Source organism: Streptomyces sp. NPDC002476 (assembly GCF_042889785.1).
Lineage (GTDB): Bacteria > Actinomycetota > Actinomycetes > Streptomycetales > Streptomycetaceae > Streptomyces.
The window spans coordinates 249,737-270,509 of record NZ_JBIARH010000008.1 but is presented as its reverse complement, the minus strand read 5'-3'; the positions used below and the strand labels follow the sequence as shown (position 1 = coordinate 270,509).

Genomic DNA, 20,773 nt, shown 5'->3' with positions numbered 1-20,773 from the left:
GCCAGGTGACCTCGAGGGGCGTCACGCCCTCTCAGACCGTGGGCCCCTTCTTCGGGTACGCCCTGCCGTTCGCGGGCGGCGGGGACGTCGCACCGGTCGGCGACCCGCGGGCCATGACCCTGCACGGACGGGTGCTGGACGGCGAGGGACGGCCGGTCCCCGACGCGCTGCTGGAGTTCTGGCAGGCGAGCCCGGAGGGTTCACGGGCCGGTGCGCCGGGCTCGATGCGCCGCGACCCCGTCACCGGCGCGGTCCTCGGCCGTCACGGGGTGGACTTCACCGGCTTCGGCCGCGTCGCCGTGGACGCCGACGGCCACTACACGCTGCGCACGCTTCCGCCGCCCGCCGACGCACCCTACCTCGGTGTCGTGGTGTTCGCCCGCGGCCTGCTGCACCATCTGCACACCCGCGCCTACCTGCCGGGTCACGAGGACGACGCACTGCTTCGCGGTCTCCCGGCCGACCGGCGCGCGACGCTGCTGGCCGTACGGGAACGCGACGGTGTCCACCGCTTCGACATCCGCCTGCAAGGAAGCCCCGGAGAGGAGACGGTCTTCCTTGACTTCCGCTGATGTGCCCGCCGACGTCGGCCTGTTGGCACCCGGGTGGGCGGGTTCGCCGGTCGAGGCCGCAACCGGCGACCACGGCTTCCTCCAGGCCATGCTCGACGCCGAGGCGGCTCTGACGCGGGCGCGGGCCGAACTCGGCCTCGCACCCGCCGAGGCGGCCGACGCCGTCACCGCGGCCGCGCGCGCCGAGCGCTTCGACGCCCGCTCGCTCGCGCTGCGGGCCAGCGACGGGGGCAATCCGGTGATCCCGCTGGTCGCGGACCTCACCGCGGCCGTCCCGAGCGCCGCCGCCCACATCCACCACGGCGCGACCAGTCAGGACATCCTCGACTCCGCACTGATGCTGGTGGCCGGTCGTGCCCGGCGGCTGATCCTGGCCGACCTGGACCGTGCCGCCGCGACGCTGGCCGGGCTCGCCGCCGCGCACCGCGAGACGCCGATGCCCGGCCGTACGCTCACCCAGCACGCCGTACCGACCACCTTCGGGCTGAAGGCGGCCGGCTGGCGGCACCTGGTCCTGGACGCCAGGGACCGGCTCGCCGCCGTCCTGCTGCCCGCCCAACTGGGCGGTGCCGCGGGCACGCTGGCCGGCTTCGGAGAACAGGCGCTGCCGCTCTCCGCCCGGTACGCGCGGCAACTGGGGCTCGCCGAGCCGCTGCTGCCGTGGCACGTGCTGCGCATGCCCGTCGCGGACCTGGGCGCGGCGCTGGCCCTGGTCGGCGGCGCGCTCGGCAAGATCGCCGCCGATGTGCTGGTGCTCTCCCGCACGGAGATCGCGGAGGTGGCGGAAGGCAGCGGCGGCGGCTCGTCGGCCATGCCGCACAAGTCCAACCCGGTCCGGGCCACCCTCATCGCCTCCGCCGCGCGCCGCCTGCCGCAGCTCGCGGCCGTGCTCCTCGGCTCCATGGCCGCCGAGGACGAACGCCCGGCCGGTGCCTGGCACGCCGAGTGGGAAACCCTGCGCGAAGCCCTGCGCCTGGTCGGCGGCGCGGCCCATGACGCCGCCCGGATGGCCTCCGAGCTGCGGGTGGCCGACCACCGGATGCGTGCCCACCTCGAACTGACGGAAGGACTGATCGTCTCCGAGCGCCTCGTCGCCGCCTTCGAACCGCTGGTCGGCCGGGCCGAGGCGCGCAGCCTGCTCACCCGTGCCTCCCGGACCGCGGCAGCCGAGGGCCTGGGGCTGGACGAGGCACTGGAGGAGGATCCGGCGCTCGCCGGCCTGCTCGCCCCGAAGCGGCTGCGGGACCTGCTCGACCCGACCGGCTACCTCGGCGCCGCCGCGCCGCTCACCGACCGAGCCCTGCGCCGCGGCCCGGGGCACCGCCACGACCACTCCGAGGACCTGCCATGACGTCACCGAAGGCGTCGACCACGCTGCTCCACCACCGTGTCGACGGGCGCGACGACGCTCCCCCGCTGTTTCTGGGCCCGTCCCTGGGCACCTCGCTGAGGCTGTGGGACGCGCTCGTCCCGGCGCTGTCGCGGCGGCACCGGGTGATCCGCTGGGACCTCCCGGGCCACGGCGGCACGCCCGCGTCCGTGCTGCCGGACCCGGAGCCCGGACACACCACCGTCGCCGACCTCGGCGCACTGGTGCTCGCCCTCGCCGACGCGCTCGGCGTCGACCGGTTCGCCTACGCGGGGGTCTCGCTCGGCGGTGCGATCGGCGCCTGGCTGGCCGTCCACCACCCCGAGCGGGTGGCATCGCTGACGGTCGTCTGCTCCGCGGCCCGCTTCGCCGAACCGGCAACCTGGCAGGCGCGGGCCGAGCTGGTGCGCACGGAGGGGCTCGACCAGCTCGCCGCCAACGCGCCCGCCCGCTGGTTCACCCCGGCCTTCGCCGGGACGCCGACCGCCGCCGCCCTGGTCGAGGACCAGAGAGCCTGTGACCGGGACGGCTACGCCGCCTGCTGCGACGCCCTGGCAGGATTCGACCTGCGCGCCGAACTGCGGCGGATCAGCGCGCCCACACTCGTCGTGGGCGGACGCGAGGATCTGGCCACCCCGCCGGTCGACGCCCGGGAACTCGCCGACGGCATTCCCGGCGCGACCCTGGTGGAGATCCCCGGGGCCGCCCACCTCGCCCCCGCCGAGCAGCCGCGGCGCGTGCTCGCCGCGCTGCTCGCCCATCTCGACCCGGCCCCGGACACGGCGGGAGCGACACGCGAGGAGACACACGCCGCCGGTATGGGGGTGCGCCGCGCCGTCCTCGGCGACGCGCACGTGGACCGCGCGGTGGCCGGAACCACCGCGTTCACCGAGCCGTTCCAGGACCTGATCACCCGCTACGCCTGGGGCGAGATCTGGACCCGCCCGGGGCTGGACCGGCGCACCCGCAGCTGCGTCACCCTCACCGCCCTGGTCGCCCTGGGCCACCACGGGGAACTGGCCATGCACGTCCGCGCGGCCCGCACCAACGGCCTGTCCGCGGCGGAGATCGGAGAGGTGCTGCTGCAGGCCGCGATCTACTGCGGCGTCCCGGCGGCCAACTCCGCCTTCGCCGTCGCCAACGGTGTACTCGAAGAACTCGAAGAACTCGAAGGAGGGCTCCGCCCATGAGCCGTATGTCGTCCTCGCGCATCCACTCCCGCACCCGGGTCGGCATAGTCGGCGCAGGTCCGGCCGGGCTCATGCTCTCCCACCTGCTCGCGCGGGCCGGAATCGACTCCGTCGCGATCGACCTGCGCAGTCGCGAGGAGATCGAGCGGACCCACCGCGCCGGGATCCTCGAACAGGACTCCGTGGACCTGCTGGTCGACACCGGTGTCTCGGACCGTGTGCACCGTGACGGCTACCGGCACGACGGCATCGAGCTGGCCTTCGGCGGCGGCAGCCACCGGATCGACTTCCGCGGCCTGGTCGGCGCCTCGACGTACCTGTACCCCCAGCAGGACGTCTTCACCGACCTCGCCGACGCCCGCGAACGCGACGGCGGCGACGTGCGCTTCGGCGTCACCGACGTCTCGGTCGACGACCTCCTCTCCGCGCCGGTCATGCGGTTCACCGACGTCGACGGGGCCGCTCACGAGGTCCGAGCCGAGTTCCTGGTCGGTGCCGACGGCTCGCGGAGCCTGTGCCGCCGGATGGTGCCGGAGGCCGGGCGGCGCCAGTACTTCCGCGAGTACCCCTTCGCCTGGTTCGGCGTCCTCGCCGAGGCGCCGCCGAGCGCGCCGGAGCTCATCTACAACCACTCGCCGCGCGGCTTCGCGCTGATCAGTCAGCGCACCGAGACGCTGCAGCGGATGTACTTCCAGTGCGATCCCGCCGAGGACGCGGACGCCTGGTCCGACGAACGGATCTGGGCGGAGCTGCAGGCGCGCGTGGGCGCCAACGGCCATGTGCTCAAGGAGGGGCCGATCACCTCGCGGACCGTGCTTCCGTTCCGCAGCTTCGTCCAGGAACCGATGCACCACGGCCGCCTCGTCCTCGTCGGCGACGCCGCGCACACGGTCCCGCCGACCGGCGCCAAGGGGCTCAATCTCGCGCTCGCCGATGTCCGGGTGCTGGCCGGGGAGCTGGGGCGGGCGCTGGCCGCCGACGACCCGGCCCCGCTGGCGGGCTACAGCGAGCGGGCGCTGCACCGGGTGTGGAAGGCGCAGCACTTCTCCTACTGGATGACGACGATGCTGCACGCACTGCCGAACGCAACCCCCTTCGACGTGCGGCGCCAGGAGGGCGAGCTGGCCTCGGTGACGGGATCGGCCGCGGGGTCGACGTACCTCGCCGAGGCCTACACCGGCTGGCCGGGAGGGCGCTGAGCCTGGCCCTGCCCCGCCCGCGCCCCCTCACCGGCCGGCTCGGCGAGGTACGTCACCGGCCGTCCGCCCGACGCCGTCGGCGTCCCCGGCACGGCCGGCCGGCGGACGGCGGGCCACGCCCCGGCCCGCACTCCCCCAGCGGGTCGCGCCGGGCCGACGGCGCAGGGCTGACGGCTGCGGGCACGACCGTGCCGGGCCGGCGGCCGTGGGACGGACGCGGGCCCGCGGGGCCCGTGTCGTCGTACGTGACAAGCCGCACGTGACAATGTCAGCACCGTGACCAAGGAGGGTGCCATGCGCGGTGACGGTCGCACCGTGACCACCAAGGTGTTCGCGCTGCTCGGCGCTTTCGAAGGCGGTCGGCACGCGCTGTCGCTCAGCGAGCTGGCCCAGTACGCCGACGTGCCGCTGCCCACCGCTCACCGGCTTGTCGGGGAACTCGTCGAGTGGGGTGCCCTCGAACGGGACGACCGCGGCCGCTACATCGTCGGCCTGCGCCTGTGGGGTGTCGCCCAGAACGCCGGCCGCCACCTGCGCGACACCGCCCGTCCCCACTTGCAGGACCTGTTCTCGCTCACCCACGAGACCGCGCACCTCGCCATCCGCGACGGGGACGAGGCGCTCTACATCGACCGGATCTACGGCTCGACCCGCGTTCCGCGGGCCTCGCGCGTCGGCGGCCGGCTGCCGCTGCACGCCACGGCGGTCGGCAAGGTGCTGCTCGCCTACGAGGAGGAGTGGGTCCGCGAGGCGTATGTCGCGCACCGCCTGGAGGCCCCGACCCGGCACACGCACGTCAACCCGGGCCGGCTCGTGGCCGAGTTGCGCAAGGTGCGCGACGAGGGTTACGCCACCACCCAGGAGGAGGTCCGAGAGGGCTCCTGCTCGATCGCGGTACCGGTCCGCCTGGAGCCGCACCCGGCCGCGATCGGCCTGGTGATGCTGTCGAACCAGGGTGCCGTCATGACCCGCCACCTGCCGACCCTGCGGGGCGTCGCGCAGCGCATCGAGGCCGCCGCGGCGCGGCCGCAGCCCACCCCCGTCCTGCGGCCGCGCCGCGCCACCCGGCAACCCCGCTGATCCGGGGCACAGCGGCTTCCGTCCAACGGAAGCCGCGCCTGGACGGCCTCTGTGGCCGAGGACACCATGAAGCGGTCGTCACACGACACGACACACATCTCAGGAGGCGGTATGGCGTCGACTCAGAGCCCGGCCGGGACTGCCCCGGCCTGTCCGGTCCACCACGGCTACAAACCATTCGAACAGGACGACCCGTTCCCGTCGTACGCGGCCCTGCGTGCACAGGAACCGGTGATGTTCGACGAGCGGATCGGCTGCTGGGTCGTGAGCCGGTACGACGACATCAAAGCCGTCTTCGAGGACTGGGAGACCTTCTCCTCCGAGAACGCCCAGGCCCCGGTGCGCGAACGGGGGCGGCAGGCCCGGCAGATCATGGAGGAGGGCGGCTTCACCGCCTACTCCGGCCTGTCCGCCCGGGTCCCCCCGGAGCACACCCGGATCCGCAGGGTCGCCGCGAAGGCGTTCACGCCGCGCCGGTTCAAGGTGCTCGAACCCCGGATCCGCGCCAACGTGGTGCGGCTGCTCGAGACGATGCTGGCCCGGCCGGAGCGCCGCGGCGACCTGGTCCGGGACCTCGCCTACGACGTCCCCACGATCACCATCCTCACCCTGATCGGCGCGGACGTCGGCATGATCGACACGTTCAAGCGCTGGTCGGACTCGCGCGCGGCGATGACCTGGGGCGACCTGACCGACGAGGAGCAGGTGCCGCACGCCCGCAACCTGGTCGAGTACTGGGCCGAGTGCCGGCGCCTGGTCGCCGAGGCGCACGAGACCGCACCGGACAGCCTGGTCGGCGACATGGTCCGGATGCAGGCCGAGGGCGACCCGATCAGCGACCACGAGATCGCCTCGGTCTGCTACTCGCTGCTCTTCGCCGGCCACGAGACGACCACCACCCTGATCTCCAACGCGCTGCGCGTGCTGCTCTCCCACCCCGAGCAGTGGCGGGCCGTGGTCGACGACCCGGCACGTGTCCCGGCCGCCGTCGACGAGGTGCTGCGCTACAGCCCGTCCATCGTCGGCTGGCGCCGGCGGGCGCTGCGCGACACCCGGATCGGCGACGTGGCGATCCCGAAGGGCGCCGACGTCCTGCTGCTCATGGGCTCCGCCAACCGCGACGCGTCCCGGTTCGAGGACGGCGAGTCCTTCGACATCGGCCGTCCCAACGCCCGCGAGCACCTGTCGTTCGGCTACGGGATCCACTACTGCCTGGGCAACATGCTCGCCAAGCTGCAGGCGAAGATCGCGCTGGAGGAGGTCGCACGCCTCGCACCCGCTCTGCGCCTCGCCGACGGCGCGGACGTCCGCTTCGGCCGCAACCTCTCCTTCCGCGCCCCTGCCGCGGTTCCCGTCACCTGGGAGGACTGACCCGTGAGTGACTTCATCGTCTTCTTCGACAGCGGGCACGAGCCCTCGCTCGAACTGCTCGGCGGCAAGTGCGCCTCGCTTGTCTCGATGACCTCGGCGGGGATGCCGGTGCCCCCCGGCTTCGCGGTGACCACCACCGCCTTCGACCGCTTCGTCGACGGCAGCGGGCTGCGCGACGAGATCCGCGCCCGCCTCGCCGAGATCGACCCCGACGACGTCGAGTGCGTCGACCGGATCTCGGCACGGATCCGGAACGCGATCGAGTCGCGCGACGTGCCCGAGGACATGCACGGCGTCCTGGGCGAGGCCTACGAGCGGCTGATGTCACGGTTCGACGCCGCGGTGCCGGTCGCGGTCCGCTCCTCCGCCACCGCCGAGGACCTGCCCGACGCCAGCTTCGCCGGCCAGCAGGACACCTACCTGTGGCTCACCGGCTACGAGGCGGTCAGCGAGCACGTCCGGCGCTGCTGGGCCTCGCTCTACACCAGCCGCGCCATCACCTACCGTCTGCGCAAGGGCATTCCCGAGGACGACCTGTCGATGGCGGTCGCGGTGCAGAAGATGGTGAACGCCCGCACCGCCGGCGTCGCGATGACCCTGGACCCCTCGAACGGCGACCGCTCCAAGATCGTCGTGGACGCCTCCTGGGGGGTCGGCGAGATGGTCGTCTCGGGACAGGTGACCCCTGACAACATCCTGCTCGACAAGATCATGCTCACCGTGGTCCGCGAGCACATCGGCGACAAGCACGCCGAGCTGGTGCCGGACCCGCGGCCCGGCCGGCTGGTCGAGCGGGAGGTCGAGCCGGAGCGCCGCGCGGTCCGCTGCCTGTCCGACGCCGAGCTGCGCGCGGTGGCGGTCATGGCCAAGCGGGCCGAGAAGCACTACGGCACCCCGCAGGACATCGAGTGGGCCATCGACTCCGATCTGCCCGACGGGGAGAACCTTCTGCTGCTGCAGTCCCGTCCGGAGACGGTCCACTCCGGTCCCCGGGCCGCCGCGCCCCCGGCGTCCGCGACATCGATCCCGGCGATCTCCCTCCCCGCGGCACCGACCGTGACGGCGCCGGTCCTCGCGCCGGCGCCCACCGACCCGGCCCCCACGATCACGCGCACGCCCGGCTTCTCCATGGCCGGCATCACCTCCTCCCTCATCGGCCGCTGAGCCGCTCCCGCAAAGGATCCGAGCGTGACCACCGAACAGACCATGAAGTCCTTCCCGAAGCCATCCGAGATCGAGGTGCCCGAGGGAGCGGAGGGCTGGGAGCAGCTCTACCCGTACAACCTCGTCTTCGACAACGCGCCGGGCGGCGACGACAAGTTCTGGTTCTGCGACAGCCAGCACTGGCCCACCGTGTTCAAGCCGTTCGAGACCATCGGTGGCGAGTTCGCGGTCAAGTGCCTCGGGCAGTACAACACCAGGCACCTGCTCATCCCGCCGGCCAACGGCATCGAGTTCAAGATCCATCTGGGGTACCTCTACATGAGCCCCGTGGCCGTGCCGCCGGAGGAGATCCCGGCCCGGGTACCGGAGTTCGAACGCCGCGCCGGCCACTACTTCCAGAACTGGGACAGCCTGCTGGAGGCCTGGCACGCCAAGGTCCGTGCCACCATCGACGAGATGGAGGAGCTGCGCTTCGAGGCGCTGCCGGCGATGGTGCCGTTCGACGACATCGTCTCCGGCAAGGCGATGGACGGCTCCCAGACGCTGATGGAGAACTACGACCGCCTGATCGCGCTGCTCTACCGCAACTGGCAGTACCACTTCGAGTTCCTGAACCTCGGTTACCTCGCCTACCTCGACTTCTTCGGCTTCTGCAAGGAGGCCTTCCCGGGCATCCCCGACCAGGCCATCGCCAAGATGGTGCAGGGCGTCGACATGGAGCTGTTCCGGCCCGACGACGAGCTCAAGCGGCTCGCGACCGAGGCCGTCCGGTCGGGGCTCCAGCCGGCCTTCGAGAACCCCGACGACGTCGAGGGCACCCTGCGGGCGGTCCGCGAAGCGGGCGGCGAGGAATGGGTCGCGGCCTACCAAGCGGCTCAGGACCCGTGGTTCAACTTCACCGTCGGCAACGGCTTCTACGGCCACGACAAGTACTGGCTGGAGCACCAGGAGATACCGCTCGGCTACATCAAGGACTACATCCGCCGCATCGACGAGGGCCAGGAGATCATGCGCCCGGTGGAGCAGCTGGCCGCCGAGAAGGAGCGGATCGTCGAGGAGTACCGCGACGCGCTCCAGGGCGAGCTGCGCGAGCAGTTCGACGCCAAGCGCGAGCTCGCGGCCACCGCCTACCCGTACGTGGAGAACCACAACTTCTACATCGAGCACTGGACGATGGGCGTGTTCTGGCGCAAGGTGCGCGAGCTGGCCCGGGTCTTCGTCGGGGCCGGTTTCTGGGCCGACCCCGCCGACATGCTCTACCTCAACCGCAACGAGGTCCGCGACGCGATCTTCGACCTGGTCACCGGCTGGGCGGTCGGCGCCGAGTCGACCGGCCCGCACTACTGGCCGGCCGAGATCGAGCGGCGTCGCCGCATCATCGACGCGCTCTCCTCCCGGCGCCCGCAGCCCGCGCTCAACACGCCGCCGGCGCAGATCACCGAGCCGTTCACGATGATGCTCTACGGCATCACCACCGAGCAGGTGCAGCAGTGGCTGGACGGCGACGAGAGCGCCGCCGACGGGGCGATCACCGGCATGGCCGCGTCCCCGGGCGTGGTCGAGGGCATCGCCCGCGTGATCACCTCCGCCGACGAGCTGGGCGAGGTCCAGGAGGGCGAGATCCTCGTCGCCACGATCACCGCGCCGTCCTGGGGACCGATCTTCGGCAGGATCAGGGCGACCGTCACCGACATCGGCGGCATGATGAGCCACGCGGCGATCGTCTGCCGCGAGTACGGCCTGCCCGCCGTGACGGGCACCGGTTCGGCGTCCGCCACGATCCGCACCGGACAGCGCCTCCGCGTCGACGGCAACGCCGGGCGCGTCGAGATCCTGGAGAGCTGAACATCATGACGCTTCCCACGCACCAGTCGCCCGCCCGCACCGTCCTGGTGACCGGTGCGGCGGGCGGTCTGGGCCGCGCCTTCGCCCTCGGCTTCGCCGGCCGCGGCTACCGGGTCGCGGCCTGCGACCTCGACCCGGACGGGGCCGAGGAGACCGCGCGCCTGGTCGAGGCCGCAGGCGCCGACGCCTGGCACGGCCGGGTCGACGTCACCGACCCGGCGAGCACGGTGGCAGCAGCCGCCCTGGTCGCGGACTTCGGCGGCGGTGCGATCGACGTCCTGGTCAACAACGCCGCCGTCTACGGCGCCGTCACCCGGTCCCCGCTGGAGGAGATCGACCCGGCGGAGTGGGATCTGGTGATGGCGGTCAACCTCAAGGGCCCCTGGCTGATGACCCGGGCGGTGAGCCCGCACCTGCCCGAGGGCGGACGGGTCGTCAACCTCTCCTCGGCCACGGTCTACAGCGGTTCGGAGAACTGGGCGCACTACGTCGCCTCCAAGGGCGGCGTGATCGCCCTGACCCGGGTGATGGCCAAGGAGCTCGGGCGGCGCTCGATCACCGTGAACGCGATCGCGCCGGGCTTCACCCTCACCGAGGCCAGCCGCGGCCTGATCGAGGACGCCGAGTCCTACGGCGTCGACCGCGGCGCGCTGCGGCGGGCCAGCCGTCCGGAGGACGTCGTCGGCGCCGCACTCTACCTCGCCGGCCCCGACAGCGCCTTCGTCACCGGGCAGACCCTGGTCGTCGACGGCGGCCGCCAGTTCATCTGACTCGACAACCAGGAGGAGAAGCCATGCCGAAGGTCACCTACACCGACACCGCCGGGGACTGCCGCACCGTGGACGCCAACGTCGGCGACTCGGTCATGGAGACCGCCGTCCGCAACGGCGTTCCCGGCATCGTCGCGGAGTGCGGCGGCTCGCTGTCGTGTGCGACCTGCCACGTCTACGTCGAAGAGGCCGATCTCGCCTCGCTGCCGCCGATGGGTGAGATGGAGGACGAGATGCTCTGGGGCACCGCGGAGGACCGGCGCCCGAACTCCCGCCTGTCCTGCCAGCTCAAGGTGGCCGACGCCATGGACCTGCGGGTGGCCACCCCCGCCACCCAGGTGTGAGAGTCATGGCCGACGGACTGCTCATCATCGGCTCCTCGCAGGCCGGCGTCTCCCTGGCGACGTCGCTGCGCGCACTCGGCCACGAGGAACCGATCACGCTGCTCGGTGACGAGAACCATCGCCCCTACCAGCGGCCCGCCCTGTCCAAGGAATGGTTGCAGGGCGAGATCACCGACGAGTCCCTCATGTTCCGCACCCAGGACTACTGGGCCGAACACCGCATCGACGTGGTGAAGAACGAACGGGTCATCCGGATCGACAAGCGCGACGACGGCTCGGGCACGGCCCACTCCATGTCCGGAGCCCGGTTCGCCTTCGACCGCCTCGCCCTCGCCGTCGGCGCGCGGCCGCGCAGACTGCTGCTCGACGGCGTGGACCTGCCCGGCGTGCTCTACCTGCGCAACGCCGACGACGCCCTGGAACTGAAGGCCCGGGTGCCGGACGTGCGCGACGTGGTCGTGATCGGCGGCGGGTTCATCGGCATCGAGGCCGCCGCGTCGCTGAACAGGATGGGACGCACCGTCACCTTGCTGGAGGCGGCGCCGCGGCTGGTCGCGCGCGCCGTCGGCGACGCGACCTCGGCGTACCTGCTCGACCACCACCGCGCCGCCGGCATCGACGTCGTGCTGGACGCCGCTGTCCGCCGGATCGTTCCGCGCGGCGACCGGGTGGGCGGCGTGGAACTCGCGGACGGCCGCGTCGTGCCCGCCGACCTGGTGCTGGTCGGCGTCGGTGTGACCCCCAACACCGAGCTGGCCGAGTCGATCGGCCTGGTCTGCGACAACGGCGTCCGCGTCGACGCCTGCGCGCTGGCCTCCGACGGGATCACCGTGGCGGTCGGCGACTGCGCGAACCTGCCCAATCCGGTGCCGGGCGCGCCCGAGGGCGACCGCGTCCGGTTCGAGAGCGTCAACAACGCCATCGAGCAGGCCAAGGTGGCGGCGTACGCGATCACCGGCCGCCAGGAGGAATACGCCGGCATTCCGTGGTTCTGGTCCAACCAGGGCGAGATCAAGCTCCAGATCGCCGGGCTGTCCGCCGGCCACGACCGCACCCTGATCCGCGCCGACGCCGAGCGCGGCAGGCACAGCGTGCTGTATTACCGCGGCGACCGTGTCGTCGCCGCGGACTGCGTCAACCATCCGATGGACTTCATGGCGGTCCGCAACGCCCTCGGCAAGGGCCTGTCCATCCCGTTCGGGGCCGCCGCCGACCCGTCCGTGCCACTCAAATCCGTGACCGTCCAGCCGACCGCTCCGGTCGATGCCGACTGAGGAGGGGCTCCCCCATGCCCACCACCTTGCCCGCCGCGCGTCCGATCCCCGGGTCGGGGCCGGTCGACGTCTCACCGATCTCACTGACCCCGGCTCCCGGCGAGGACCTCGACCCCATCTGGAAGGCGGTCGTTCCGGAGACCCGCACCCGCGGCAACGACATCCATCTGCCGATCTCCCTCGCCTACGCCGAGCGGTTGTGCGATGCCTTCCCCCAGGCAGACCGGCTGCTGGTGCGGGTGGCCATACAACTCCACGACACCGGATGGGGCAGGGTCGATGAGGACCGCATCCTCTCCGAGGGGTTCTCGGGCGACTGGCGCAGGGCGGAGATCCGTTTCGAGCACGAGCGCCAGGGCTGCGCCATCGCCCGCGAGGTGCTGCCCCCGCTGGGCTACGACGAGGAGTTCGTGCGCCAGGTCTGCGACATCATCGACGGCCACGACACCCGGCGGGAGGCCTACTCGCTGGAGGACGCCCTGGTCCGCGACGCCGACCGACTGTGGCGGTTCGACCACGCCGGAATCGCGCTGGCCTCCGGCTGGTTCCGCATGGACCCCGCCGTCTACAGCGACCGCCTGGAGGCGGAGATCATCCCCGAGCTGCTCACCGCCCCGGCCATCGCCATGGCCACGGCCGAACTGGAGCGCTCCCGCGCCCTGTTGAAGACGGAGGTGATCAGGTGAACGCCACCGGCGCCGCGCCGTCCCCGGCCCGGCCCGTGCCGCGGTGGACCCGTACCGACGACTACTACGTCGACGGCGCCTGGGTCCGCTCGACCTCCGCGGCCCGCCTGCCGCAGATCGACCCGGCCACGGGCCGCGAGTGGGGCGCCGTCCCCGACTGCTCCGCCGAGGACGTCGACGCCGCGCTCGCCGCCGCCGACCGGGCCTTCCGCACGGGGCCGTGGGCCCGCACCACGCCGTCGGAGCGTGCGGCGCTGCTGCGCCGGATCGCCGACGAACTGGAGGCCCGTGCCGCCGGGACGGCCGTGACGAACACACTCGAGAACGGCTCGCCGATCGGCGAGACCCGGGGGGCCGCGGCGAACGCCGCCGGCATCCTGCGGCACGTCGCCGGGCTGGCGTCCTGGCTGGAGGACGAGGACGTCAGGCCGTTCCCGGCGGGAGGCGCCGAGTCCGTCGTGCGCAAGGATCCCGTGGGTCCCTGCGTGCTGATCGCACCGTGGAACTTCCCGGTCAACCTGATGGTGGTCAAGCTGGCGCCCGCCCTGCTCGCCGGCTGCACGGTGGTCATGAAGCCCGCGCCCGGCACGTCGCTCTCGATCCGGTTCGTCGTCGAGGCCTGCGCCGCGGCCGGGGTCCCGGCCGGGGTGGTCAACCTCGTGACCGGCGGCGGCGAGGTCGGCGACCGGCTGGTCCGCCACCCGCTGACCGCCAAGGTCGCCTTCACCGGCTCGACCCCGGTCGGGCGCCGGATCGCGGCCGCCTGCGGGGAGCTGCTCCGGCCCGTCACCCTCGAACTCGGCGGCAAGTCCTCGGCGATCGTCCTGGAGGACGCCGACCTGGAGCGGATGGCCCCTGCGCTGATCCGCACCTGCCTGCGCAACACCGGGCAGACCTGCTACATCTCCACCCGCGTCCTGGCCCCCTCGTCCCGTTACGACGAGGTGGTCGACATGGTCACGCGCGTGGTGGCCGACGCGCCGCAGGGCGACCCGTTCGACGAGGAGACCGTGTTCGGGCCGATGGCGTCGCAAGCGCAGTACGACGTGGTGCGAGGCCATCTCGACTCCGCGCACGCGGAGGGAGCCCGCGCCACCACCGGCGGGCGCCCCGCGGACACGGACCAGGGGTGGTTCATCCAGCCGACGGTGTTCGCCGATGTCACACCCGACATGCGGGTCGCCCGGGAGGAGGTCTTCGGCCCCGTGGTGAGCATCCTGCGCTACGACGACCTCGACGAGGCCGTCGGCCTCGCCAACGACACGTCCTTCGGACTCGGTGGCGTCGTCTTCTCCGCCGATCCCGCAGCCGCGCAGGCGGTCGCGGAGCGCATGGACACCGGATCCGTCGGTGTGAACTTCTTCGCCTCCAACCACAACGCGCCCTTCGGCGGACGACACGATTCCGGGCTCGGTGTGGAGTACGGCATCGAAGGGCTGGCGCAGTACATCACCTTCAAGTCGATCCACCGCCGTCTCGGCTGAGGCCGCCCTCCGAGGGGTTCTGGCCGCAACGCGGCCTTCGCGGAGACAGGAGGAACAGGTCCGCACGGTGCTGCGAGCCGAGGCCGAGACGGTGGCGTTCGGCACCCGGGAACCGGCCGGTCGGTGGTGTCGGTAGTGGCACCGTGTGAACCGCCCCGGGTTCGCCGAACGCCTCGGGCCCAGGACGCGTAGCGAACTGCTGACCGCCATCGAAGCAGTGGGACTGCACATGGTGGACAAGATCGACACCGGACTGCAGCTTCAATGTGGTATTTCACATGTGACACTACAATCATGGATGACTTCCTCAGACTCTCCGCGAGCACCGCCAGGTTCACCCACGGCGCCCCTCGCGCCTTCTCCTTCGGGGACGACGGCCGCCTCCTCTGGTTCCTGCGCTCCACCGGTCCCACGGACCCCGTCGACAGCCTCTGGGTTCTCGACACCGCCACTGGCGCCGAGACCCTGCTCGCCGACCCCCGCGCCCTGTGGACCGGGCCGGGCGACCTCCCCGGCCCCCTCCCCCTCGCCGAACGCAGGCTGCGCGAGCGGATCCGGCTCGTCGCCACCGGCATCGGGGGCTACGCCCTCTCCGGTGACGGCCGACGCGCCGTCTTCGCCCTCTACGGACGGCTCTATGGAGTCCAGGCCAATGTCTCCACCGCCTCCACCCGCGGCCCCGAGGAGATACCCACCGCCGGTCCGGCCGTGGACCCCCGCCCCAACGCCGACGGCTCCCGCACCGCGTACGTCAGCGGCGAGGCCCTCCACGTCGCTCCCGGCGGCCGCGTCAGCCCCGCCGACGGAGCCCGCTGGGGGCTCGCCGAATTCGCCGCCGCCGAAGAGCTGGGCCGCTCCCGCGGTCACTGGTGGTCCCCCGACGGGGTCACCCTGCTCGCCGCCCGCGTCGACGAATCCGCCCTCCCCCGACGCTGGTTCGCCGACCCGGCGCGCCCGGAGCTCCCGGGCGAGGACTTCGCGTACCCCGAGGCAGGCGGCCCCAATGCCCGCGTCGAGCTGTGGGTACTGGGCCCGGACGGCGCGCGGACCCGGCTGGAGTGGGACGCCGGGACGTACCCGTACGTCTCCGACGCCGGGTGGGAAGCGGCGGACGAGATCCTGCTGACCGTCCAGGACCGGCTCCAGCAGACCGTGCTCCTGCTTTCCGCCGACCCGGCGACCGGCAGGACCCGGGAGCTGTCACGGACCACGCACCCCCACTGGGTGGACCCGCTCCTCCCCGGCACCCCGGCCCGCCTCCCCGACGGACGGATGCTGACCGCAGCCGACACCCCCGGCGGAACCGCCCGCGCCCTCGCGGTGGACGGGGTCCTGCTCACCGGCGACGGCATCCAGGTGCGTGCCGTGGCCGGCGTCCACGAGGGGCGGCTGCTGATCGAGGCCGGGCAGCACGACCCCGCCGAACAGCAGGTGCTGCTCCTCGACCCCGCCACCGGTGCCCTCACCCCGCTCGCCGACGGGCCCGGGGTGCACAGCGTCCGGGCCGGCTCCGGGAGCCTGCTGCTGACCACCGCCGACGCCGACGGGATCCGGCACACCGTACGCACCGCCGACGGCCGGGAGCTGCGCCCCGCCGACCTGTCGCAGCCGCTGCCGTACCGGGTCGAGCCCGTCCTGGAGCGTGTCACCGAGCACGCCGTCCCCACCGCCCTGGTCCTGCCCCGCGACCACGTCCCCGGCACGCGGCTGCCCGTCCTCATGGACAGCTACGGCGGCCCCGGCATGCAGGACGTCTGCGCCGAGCCGCGCCGCTGGCAGCACCGCCAGTGGTGGGCCGACCAGGGCTTCGCGGTGGTGACCGTGGACAACCGCGGGACCGCGTACGTCTCCCCCGCCCACACCCACGCCATGTACCGGGGCTTCTCCGAGGTCACCCTGGAGGACCAGGTCGCCGCGCTGCACGCGCTGGCCGCCCGCCACCCCGACCTCGACCTCGGCCGGGTCGGCATCCGCGGCTGGTCGTACGGCGGCTACCTGGCGGCGATGGCGGTGCTCCGCCGCCCGGACGTCTTCCACGCCGCGGCGGCCGGGGCCGCGCCGACCGACTTCCGGTACTACGACACGGCGTACACCGAGCGGTACCTGGGCCTGCCCCAGGAGAACCCCGAGGTGTACGAACGGGACTCCCTCATCCCCGACGCCGCCGCGCTGTCGCGACCGCTGCTGCTGGTCACCGGCCTGGCCGACGACAACGTGCACCCCTCGCACACCCTGCGGCTCTCGCAGGCCCTGACCGACGCGGGCCGCCCGCACCAGCTGCTCGCCCTGCCCGGTGTCACCCACATGACCCCGGGCGGGACCCGGGAGAAGGTGATGGCGCTGGAGCTGGAGTTCTTCCGCCGCGAACTCGGGCTGCAGCGCCCGGGACCACGGTGACGACGGCAGGGCCCCGGGGACGAAGGCGTCCCCGGGGCCCTGCCTCCTTCTTCCCGTGTTCCCCGTCAGTCACCCGGGAAGTGACACGCCACCTCGCGCGAGGCGGCGAGCTGCAGCAACGGCCGCTCGGTGCGGCAGATCTCCCGCGCCTTGGGGCAGCGCGGGTGGAAGGTGCAGCCCGGGGGCGGGGCGGCCGGGCTCGGCGGGTCGCCGAGCAGCACGATCCGCTCCCTGCGTCGTTCCGCCGCCGGGTCGGGCAGGGGTACGGCGGACAACAGCGCTCGTGTGTAGGGGTGCTGGGGGTTCTCGTAGAGGGACTTCTTGTCTCCGATCTCGACGATCCGGCCGAGGTACATGACGGCGACGCGGTCGCTGACCCGCTTGACCACCGAGAGGTCGTGCGCGATGAACACGTAGGCGAGGCCGAGTTCCGCGCGGAGCCGTTCCATCAGGTTCACGATCTGGGCCTGGACGGAGACGTCGAGGGCGGACACCGGCTCGTCGGCCACGATCAGCCGGGGGCCGGTGGCCAGCGACCGGGCGATGCCGATGCGCTGGGCCTGGCCGCCGGAGAACTCGTGCGGGTAGCGGTCGATGTGCTCGGGGATCAGGCCGACCAGCTCCATCAGCTCGGCCGCGCGCCGACGGGCGTCGGCAGCGCTCCGGCCCTGTACCAACAGCGGGTCGGCAATGATCCGGGCCACGGTCTGGCGGGGGTTGAGGGAGGAGTGCGGGTCCTGGAAGACCATCTGGATGTCGCGGCGCAGCGGCCGCAGGGCCCGCTGCGAGATCCGGCTGATCTCCCGGCCGTCGAAGGCGATCCGGCCCGAGGTGGGCTCCAGGAGCCGTACGAGCATGCGGCCGGTGGTGGACTTCCCGCAGCCGGACTCCCCGACGAGGCCGAGGGTCTGCCCGGCCGCCAGGTCGAAGGAGACCCCGTCGACGGCGCGCACGGGCGCCCCCCGGCGCCCGGTCGCGGTCCGTCTCCCCGGGAAGGTCATGGTGAGATCCCGTACGGACAGCAGCGGTCCGGCGGCCGAGGTGTCCGTCCCGGTGGTGGCGGTGGTGGCGGTGGTGGTGGTCATCGGGCAGCCTCCTCGGCGGCCTGGGAGCCGGCGTGGTGGCAGGCCACCGTCCGCGCCGGCCCGTTCGTGTCCCCGTGGGCCAGGAGCTCGGGGCGTACGTCGGCGCAGGGACCGGCGGCGCGCGGGCAGCGGGGTGCGAACGCGCAGCCGGGCGCCGGGATGAGCAAGGAGGGCGGGGAGCCGGGAATGGAGGGCAGCGGCACGTCGTCGGCGGTGTCGAGGCGGGGCAGTGAGTCGAGCAGCCCCCGGGTGTAGGGGTGGGCGGGGTCGGCGAACAGGGCATCGGCCGGGGCCTGTTCGGCGGCCCGGCCGCCGTACATGACCAGCACCTCGTGGGCGACGCGGGCGACGACGCCCAGGTCGTGGGTGATCATGACGACGCCGAGGCCGCGCTCCTGCTGGAGGCGGGCGATCAGTTCCAGGATCTGGGCCTGCACGGTGACGTCGAGGGCGGTGGTGGGTTCGTCGGCGATGAGCAGTTCGGGTTCGCAGGCCAGGGCCATGGCGATCATCGCGCGCTGGCGCATGCCGCCGGAGAACTGGTGCGGGTACTCCCCGGCCCGGCGGGCGGGTTCGGGGATGCCGACCTCGCCGAGCATGTCGACCGCCCGCTTGCGGGCGGCGGCACGGCGGGCCTTGAAGTGCACCCGGTAGTGCTCGGCGATCTGCTCGCCGACCGTGTAGTAGGGGTGCAGGCTGGACAGTGGGTCCTGGAAGATCATGGCCATGCTGCGGCCGCGGACCCGGGAGAGCTCCCGCTCGGAAAGGCCCGTCAGCTCCCGGCCGGACAGCCTTACGGAGCCTGCAACTTCGGCCCCGGCCCGGTGCAGACCCATGACGGCGAGGGAGGTGACCGACTTGCCGGAGCCGGACTCTCCGACGATGCCGAGGGTGCGGCCGGCCTCGACGGTGAAGCCGAGCGAGTCGACGGCCCGTACGGTGCCGCGCGGAGTGGTGAAGGTGACGCGCAGATCGCGTACCTCCAAGAGCGGAGCGTCCATCAGTACCTCACCCTCGGGTCGACGACGGCGTACAGGAGGTCGACGACGAGGTTGGCGACGACGATGAAGAAGGCGGCGAGCAGGGTGACGCCGAGAACGACGGGCTGGTCGGAGCTGACCAGCGCCCCGTAGAAGAGCCGGCCGATGCCGGGGAGCCCGAAGATGGACTCGGTGATGACAGCTCCGGCCAGCAGCCCGCCGAGGTCGATGCCGAAGATGGTGAGGATCGGGGTCATTCCGGAGCGCAGCCCGTGTTTGACGACGACCGTGCGCTCGGGCATGCCCTTGGCGCGGGCGGTGCGGATGTACGGCTCGGCCATGGCCTCGATCATGGAGCCGCGGCTCTGGCGGGCGTACATGGCTGCGTAGAGCAGGGCGAGGGCGGTCCAGGGCAGCAGCAGGTTGGTCGCCCAGGCGAGCGGGTCGTCGGAGAAGGCCTGGTAGGTGGGGTAGGGCAGGAGTCCGGCGACGCGGATGACCCCGTAGATGAGCAGAACGGAGGTGAAGTAGACGGGCAGGGAGGCAGCGGCGACGGCGCCGACCATCAGGGCCTTGTCGGTGACGGTGTCCTTGCGCAGGGCGGCGGTGACGCCGGCGCCGAGGCCGAGGAGGAGCCAGAGGGCGGCGGCGCCGAGGGCGAGGGAGGCGGAGACCGGGAGCCGGTCCATGAGCAGGTCCCACACGGGCAGGGAGTTCTCGTACGAATAGCCCAGGCAGGGGAAGTCGCAGGCGACGGCGTACTGGCCGGTGCCGAGGGTGCGGCCGGTGAAGATGCCGGTGAGGAAGTCGGCGAACTGCCGCCACAGGGGCTGGTCGAGGCCCAGGTAGGCGCGTACGTCGGCGAGGCGCTCGGCGCTGCAGGTCTTGCCGCAGGCGGCCGCGGCCGGGTCGGCGGGCAGGACGTAGAAGATGAGGAACGTGACGGCGGCGATGGCGAGGAGCACGCCGGAGAGGGCGAGCAGGCGGCGGGCGAGGTAGAGGATCACGTGCGGCCGCCCCTCGGGTCGAGGATGTCGCGCAGGGCGTCGCCGAGCAGGGTGAAGGCGAGCACGGCGAGGAAGAGGAAGACACTCGGGATGACGAAGTACATGGGGTCGGTCTCGTAGAAGGCGACGGACTCGGCGATCATCTGGCCCCAGGAGGGGGTGGGCGGGCGCACGCCCACGCCGAGGTAGCTGAGGGCGGCCTCGGTGCTGATCATCCCGGGGATGAGCAGGGTGGTGTAGGCGATGACGGGGCCCGAGACGCCGGGGAGGATGTCGCGCGTCAGGATCCGCCAGGAGCCGGCGCCGCCGACGCGGGCGGCGTCCACGTACTCGCGGTGTCTGAGGGAGAGGGTCTGGCCACGGACGACGCGGGCGACGCCGGGCCAGCCGAAGACGCCGATCACTGCGGTCATGAGGAGGATGCGGTTGACGTCCTTGGCGACGGACAGCATCGCGATCATGAAGATGAGGGACGGGAAGGACATGGTCAGGTCCATCAGCCGGGACAGGACGGCGTCGGTGCGGCCGCCGAAGTAGCCGGCGGCGATCCCGGCGGCGGTTCCGGCGACGACCACGATGGCGGTGGCGGCGAAGGCGATGAGGAGGGAGATCTGGGCGCCGTGGACCACGCGGGCGAACAGGTCGCGGCCGGTGACGGGTTCGACGCCGAGCCAGTGCTCGGGGCTGATCCCGCCGAAGGAGCCGAGGGGCTGGCCGCCGAGGTAGGGGTCGACGGCGGACTTGTCGAACTCCTCGGGGGACCAGCCGCCGAGCGAGCCCAGCCAGGGGGCAGTGGCGGCCATCAGGACGAAGAGGAGGACGACGCAGAGGCTGACGCGGACGGCGGGGCGGCGGCGGAGCTCCCGCCGGGCGAGCTGCCAGGGGCTGCTGCCCGGCAGGGCCTCCTTCACCTCGCGGGCTGCGGGGGCGGATGCGGTGGCGGTCATGGCGGGCCC

Annotated in this window: 18 protein-coding genes; 14 read left to right on the top strand and 4 right to left on the bottom strand. The window is 72.7% G+C overall.

The window, feature by feature from the left end; translation table 11 throughout:
• Nucleotides 1-5: 5 nt before the first annotated feature.
• The 14 genes from pcaG to ACFYXM_RS13070 all read left to right on the top strand — a co-directional run bounded on the left by pcaG (nucleotide 6) and on the right by ACFYXM_RS13070 (nucleotide 16,745).
• Nucleotides 6-572, top strand: coding sequence for a protocatechuate 3,4-dioxygenase subunit alpha (gene pcaG / locus ACFYXM_RS13135; protein WP_389289111.1), 567 nt, complete (start codon nucleotides 6-8; stop codon nucleotides 570-572).
• The gene (gene pcaB, locus ACFYXM_RS13130; protein ID WP_389289081.1) at nucleotides 559-1,923 is read left to right on the top strand and encodes a 3-carboxy-cis,cis-muconate cycloisomerase; all 1,365 of its coding nucleotides are present in this window, start codon (nucleotides 559-561) and stop codon (nucleotides 1,921-1,923) included. The genes pcaG and pcaB overlap by 14 nt, the downstream gene beginning before the upstream one ends.
• Entirely contained in the window at nucleotides 1,920-3,131 is a 1,212-nt protein-coding gene (gene pcaD / locus ACFYXM_RS13125; protein ID WP_389289080.1) for a 3-oxoadipate enol-lactonase, read from the top strand. Before pcaB ends, pcaD begins: the two co-directional genes overlap by 4 nt.
• The gene (locus ACFYXM_RS13120; protein WP_389289079.1) at nucleotides 3,128-4,330 is read left to right on the top strand and encodes a 4-hydroxybenzoate 3-monooxygenase; all 1,203 of its coding nucleotides are present in this window, start codon (nucleotides 3,128-3,130) and stop codon (nucleotides 4,328-4,330) included. The genes pcaD and ACFYXM_RS13120 overlap by 4 nt, the downstream gene beginning before the upstream one ends.
• Before the next feature lie 294 nt (nucleotides 4,331-4,624).
• Complete coding sequence (locus ACFYXM_RS13115; protein ID WP_389289078.1) at nucleotides 4,625-5,410, top strand: IclR family transcriptional regulator; 786 nt, start codon at nucleotides 4,625-4,627, stop codon at nucleotides 5,408-5,410.
• A gap of 111 nt (nucleotides 5,411-5,521) precedes the next feature.
• Nucleotides 5,522-6,781 carry a cytochrome P450 gene (locus ACFYXM_RS13110; protein WP_389289077.1) on the top strand — a complete coding sequence of 420 codons (1,260 nt, stop codon included), beginning with the start codon at nucleotides 5,522-5,524 and terminating at the stop codon, nucleotides 6,779-6,781.
• A 3-nt stretch (nucleotides 6,782-6,784) separates the two neighbouring features.
• Complete coding sequence (locus ACFYXM_RS13105; protein ID WP_389289076.1) at nucleotides 6,785-7,945, top strand: PEP/pyruvate-binding domain-containing protein; 1,161 nt, start codon at nucleotides 6,785-6,787, stop codon at nucleotides 7,943-7,945.
• Between the two features lie 24 nt (nucleotides 7,946-7,969).
• A complete protein-coding gene (locus ACFYXM_RS13100) occupies nucleotides 7,970-9,790 on the top strand; it encodes a PEP-utilizing enzyme (protein WP_389289075.1) in 1,821 nt (606 codons plus the stop codon).
• A gap of 5 nt (nucleotides 9,791-9,795) precedes the next feature.
• Nucleotides 9,796-10,560, top strand: a complete 765-nt coding sequence (locus ACFYXM_RS13095; RefSeq protein WP_389289074.1) for an SDR family NAD(P)-dependent oxidoreductase — start codon at nucleotides 9,796-9,798, stop codon at nucleotides 10,558-10,560.
• A 23-nt stretch (nucleotides 10,561-10,583) separates the two neighbouring features.
• Nucleotides 10,584-10,904, top strand: coding sequence for a 2Fe-2S iron-sulfur cluster-binding protein (locus ACFYXM_RS13090; protein WP_389289073.1), 321 nt, complete (start codon nucleotides 10,584-10,586; stop codon nucleotides 10,902-10,904).
• A 5-nt stretch (nucleotides 10,905-10,909) separates the two neighbouring features.
• A complete protein-coding gene (locus tag ACFYXM_RS13085) occupies nucleotides 10,910-12,178 on the top strand; it encodes an NAD(P)/FAD-dependent oxidoreductase (protein ID WP_389289072.1) in 1,269 nt (422 codons plus the stop codon).
• A 14-nt stretch (nucleotides 12,179-12,192) separates the two neighbouring features.
• Nucleotides 12,193-12,864: an HD domain-containing protein gene (locus tag ACFYXM_RS13080; RefSeq protein WP_389289071.1), complete on the top strand. Its 672-nt coding sequence runs from the start codon at nucleotides 12,193-12,195 to the stop codon at nucleotides 12,862-12,864.
• Nucleotides 12,861-14,348: an aldehyde dehydrogenase family protein gene (locus tag ACFYXM_RS13075; RefSeq protein ID WP_389289070.1), complete on the top strand. Its 1,488-nt coding sequence runs from the start codon at nucleotides 12,861-12,863 to the stop codon at nucleotides 14,346-14,348. Before ACFYXM_RS13080 ends, ACFYXM_RS13075 begins: the two co-directional genes overlap by 4 nt.
• 294 nt (nucleotides 14,349-14,642) lie before the next feature.
• Nucleotides 14,643-16,745, top strand: coding sequence for a prolyl oligopeptidase family serine peptidase (locus ACFYXM_RS13070; RefSeq protein ID WP_389289069.1), 2,103 nt, complete (start codon nucleotides 14,643-14,645; stop codon nucleotides 16,743-16,745).
• 65 nt (nucleotides 16,746-16,810) lie between these two features.
• Here the strand turns inward: ACFYXM_RS13070 and ACFYXM_RS13065 are convergent, their stop codons facing one another.
• The 4 genes from ACFYXM_RS13065 to ACFYXM_RS13050 are packed head-to-tail and all read right to left on the bottom strand — an operon-like array spanning nucleotide 16,811 to nucleotide 20,764.
• Nucleotides 16,811-17,830, bottom strand: a complete 1,020-nt coding sequence (locus tag ACFYXM_RS13065) for an ABC transporter ATP-binding protein (RefSeq protein WP_389289068.1) — start codon at nucleotides 17,828-17,830, stop codon at nucleotides 16,811-16,813.
• Entirely contained in the window at nucleotides 17,827-18,831 is a 1,005-nt protein-coding gene (locus ACFYXM_RS13060) for an ABC transporter ATP-binding protein (protein ID WP_389289067.1), read from the bottom strand. Before ACFYXM_RS13060 ends, ACFYXM_RS13065 begins: the two co-directional genes overlap by 4 nt.
• Nucleotides 18,831-19,817, bottom strand: coding sequence for an ABC transporter permease (locus ACFYXM_RS13055; RefSeq protein ID WP_389289066.1), 987 nt, complete (start codon nucleotides 19,815-19,817; stop codon nucleotides 18,831-18,833). Before ACFYXM_RS13055 ends, ACFYXM_RS13060 begins: the two co-directional genes overlap by 1 nt.
• Complete coding sequence (locus ACFYXM_RS13050) at nucleotides 19,814-20,764, bottom strand: ABC transporter permease (RefSeq protein ID WP_335941642.1); 951 nt, start codon at nucleotides 20,762-20,764, stop codon at nucleotides 19,814-19,816. Before ACFYXM_RS13050 ends, ACFYXM_RS13055 begins: the two co-directional genes overlap by 4 nt.
• Nucleotides 20,765-20,773 lie beyond the last annotated feature (9 nt).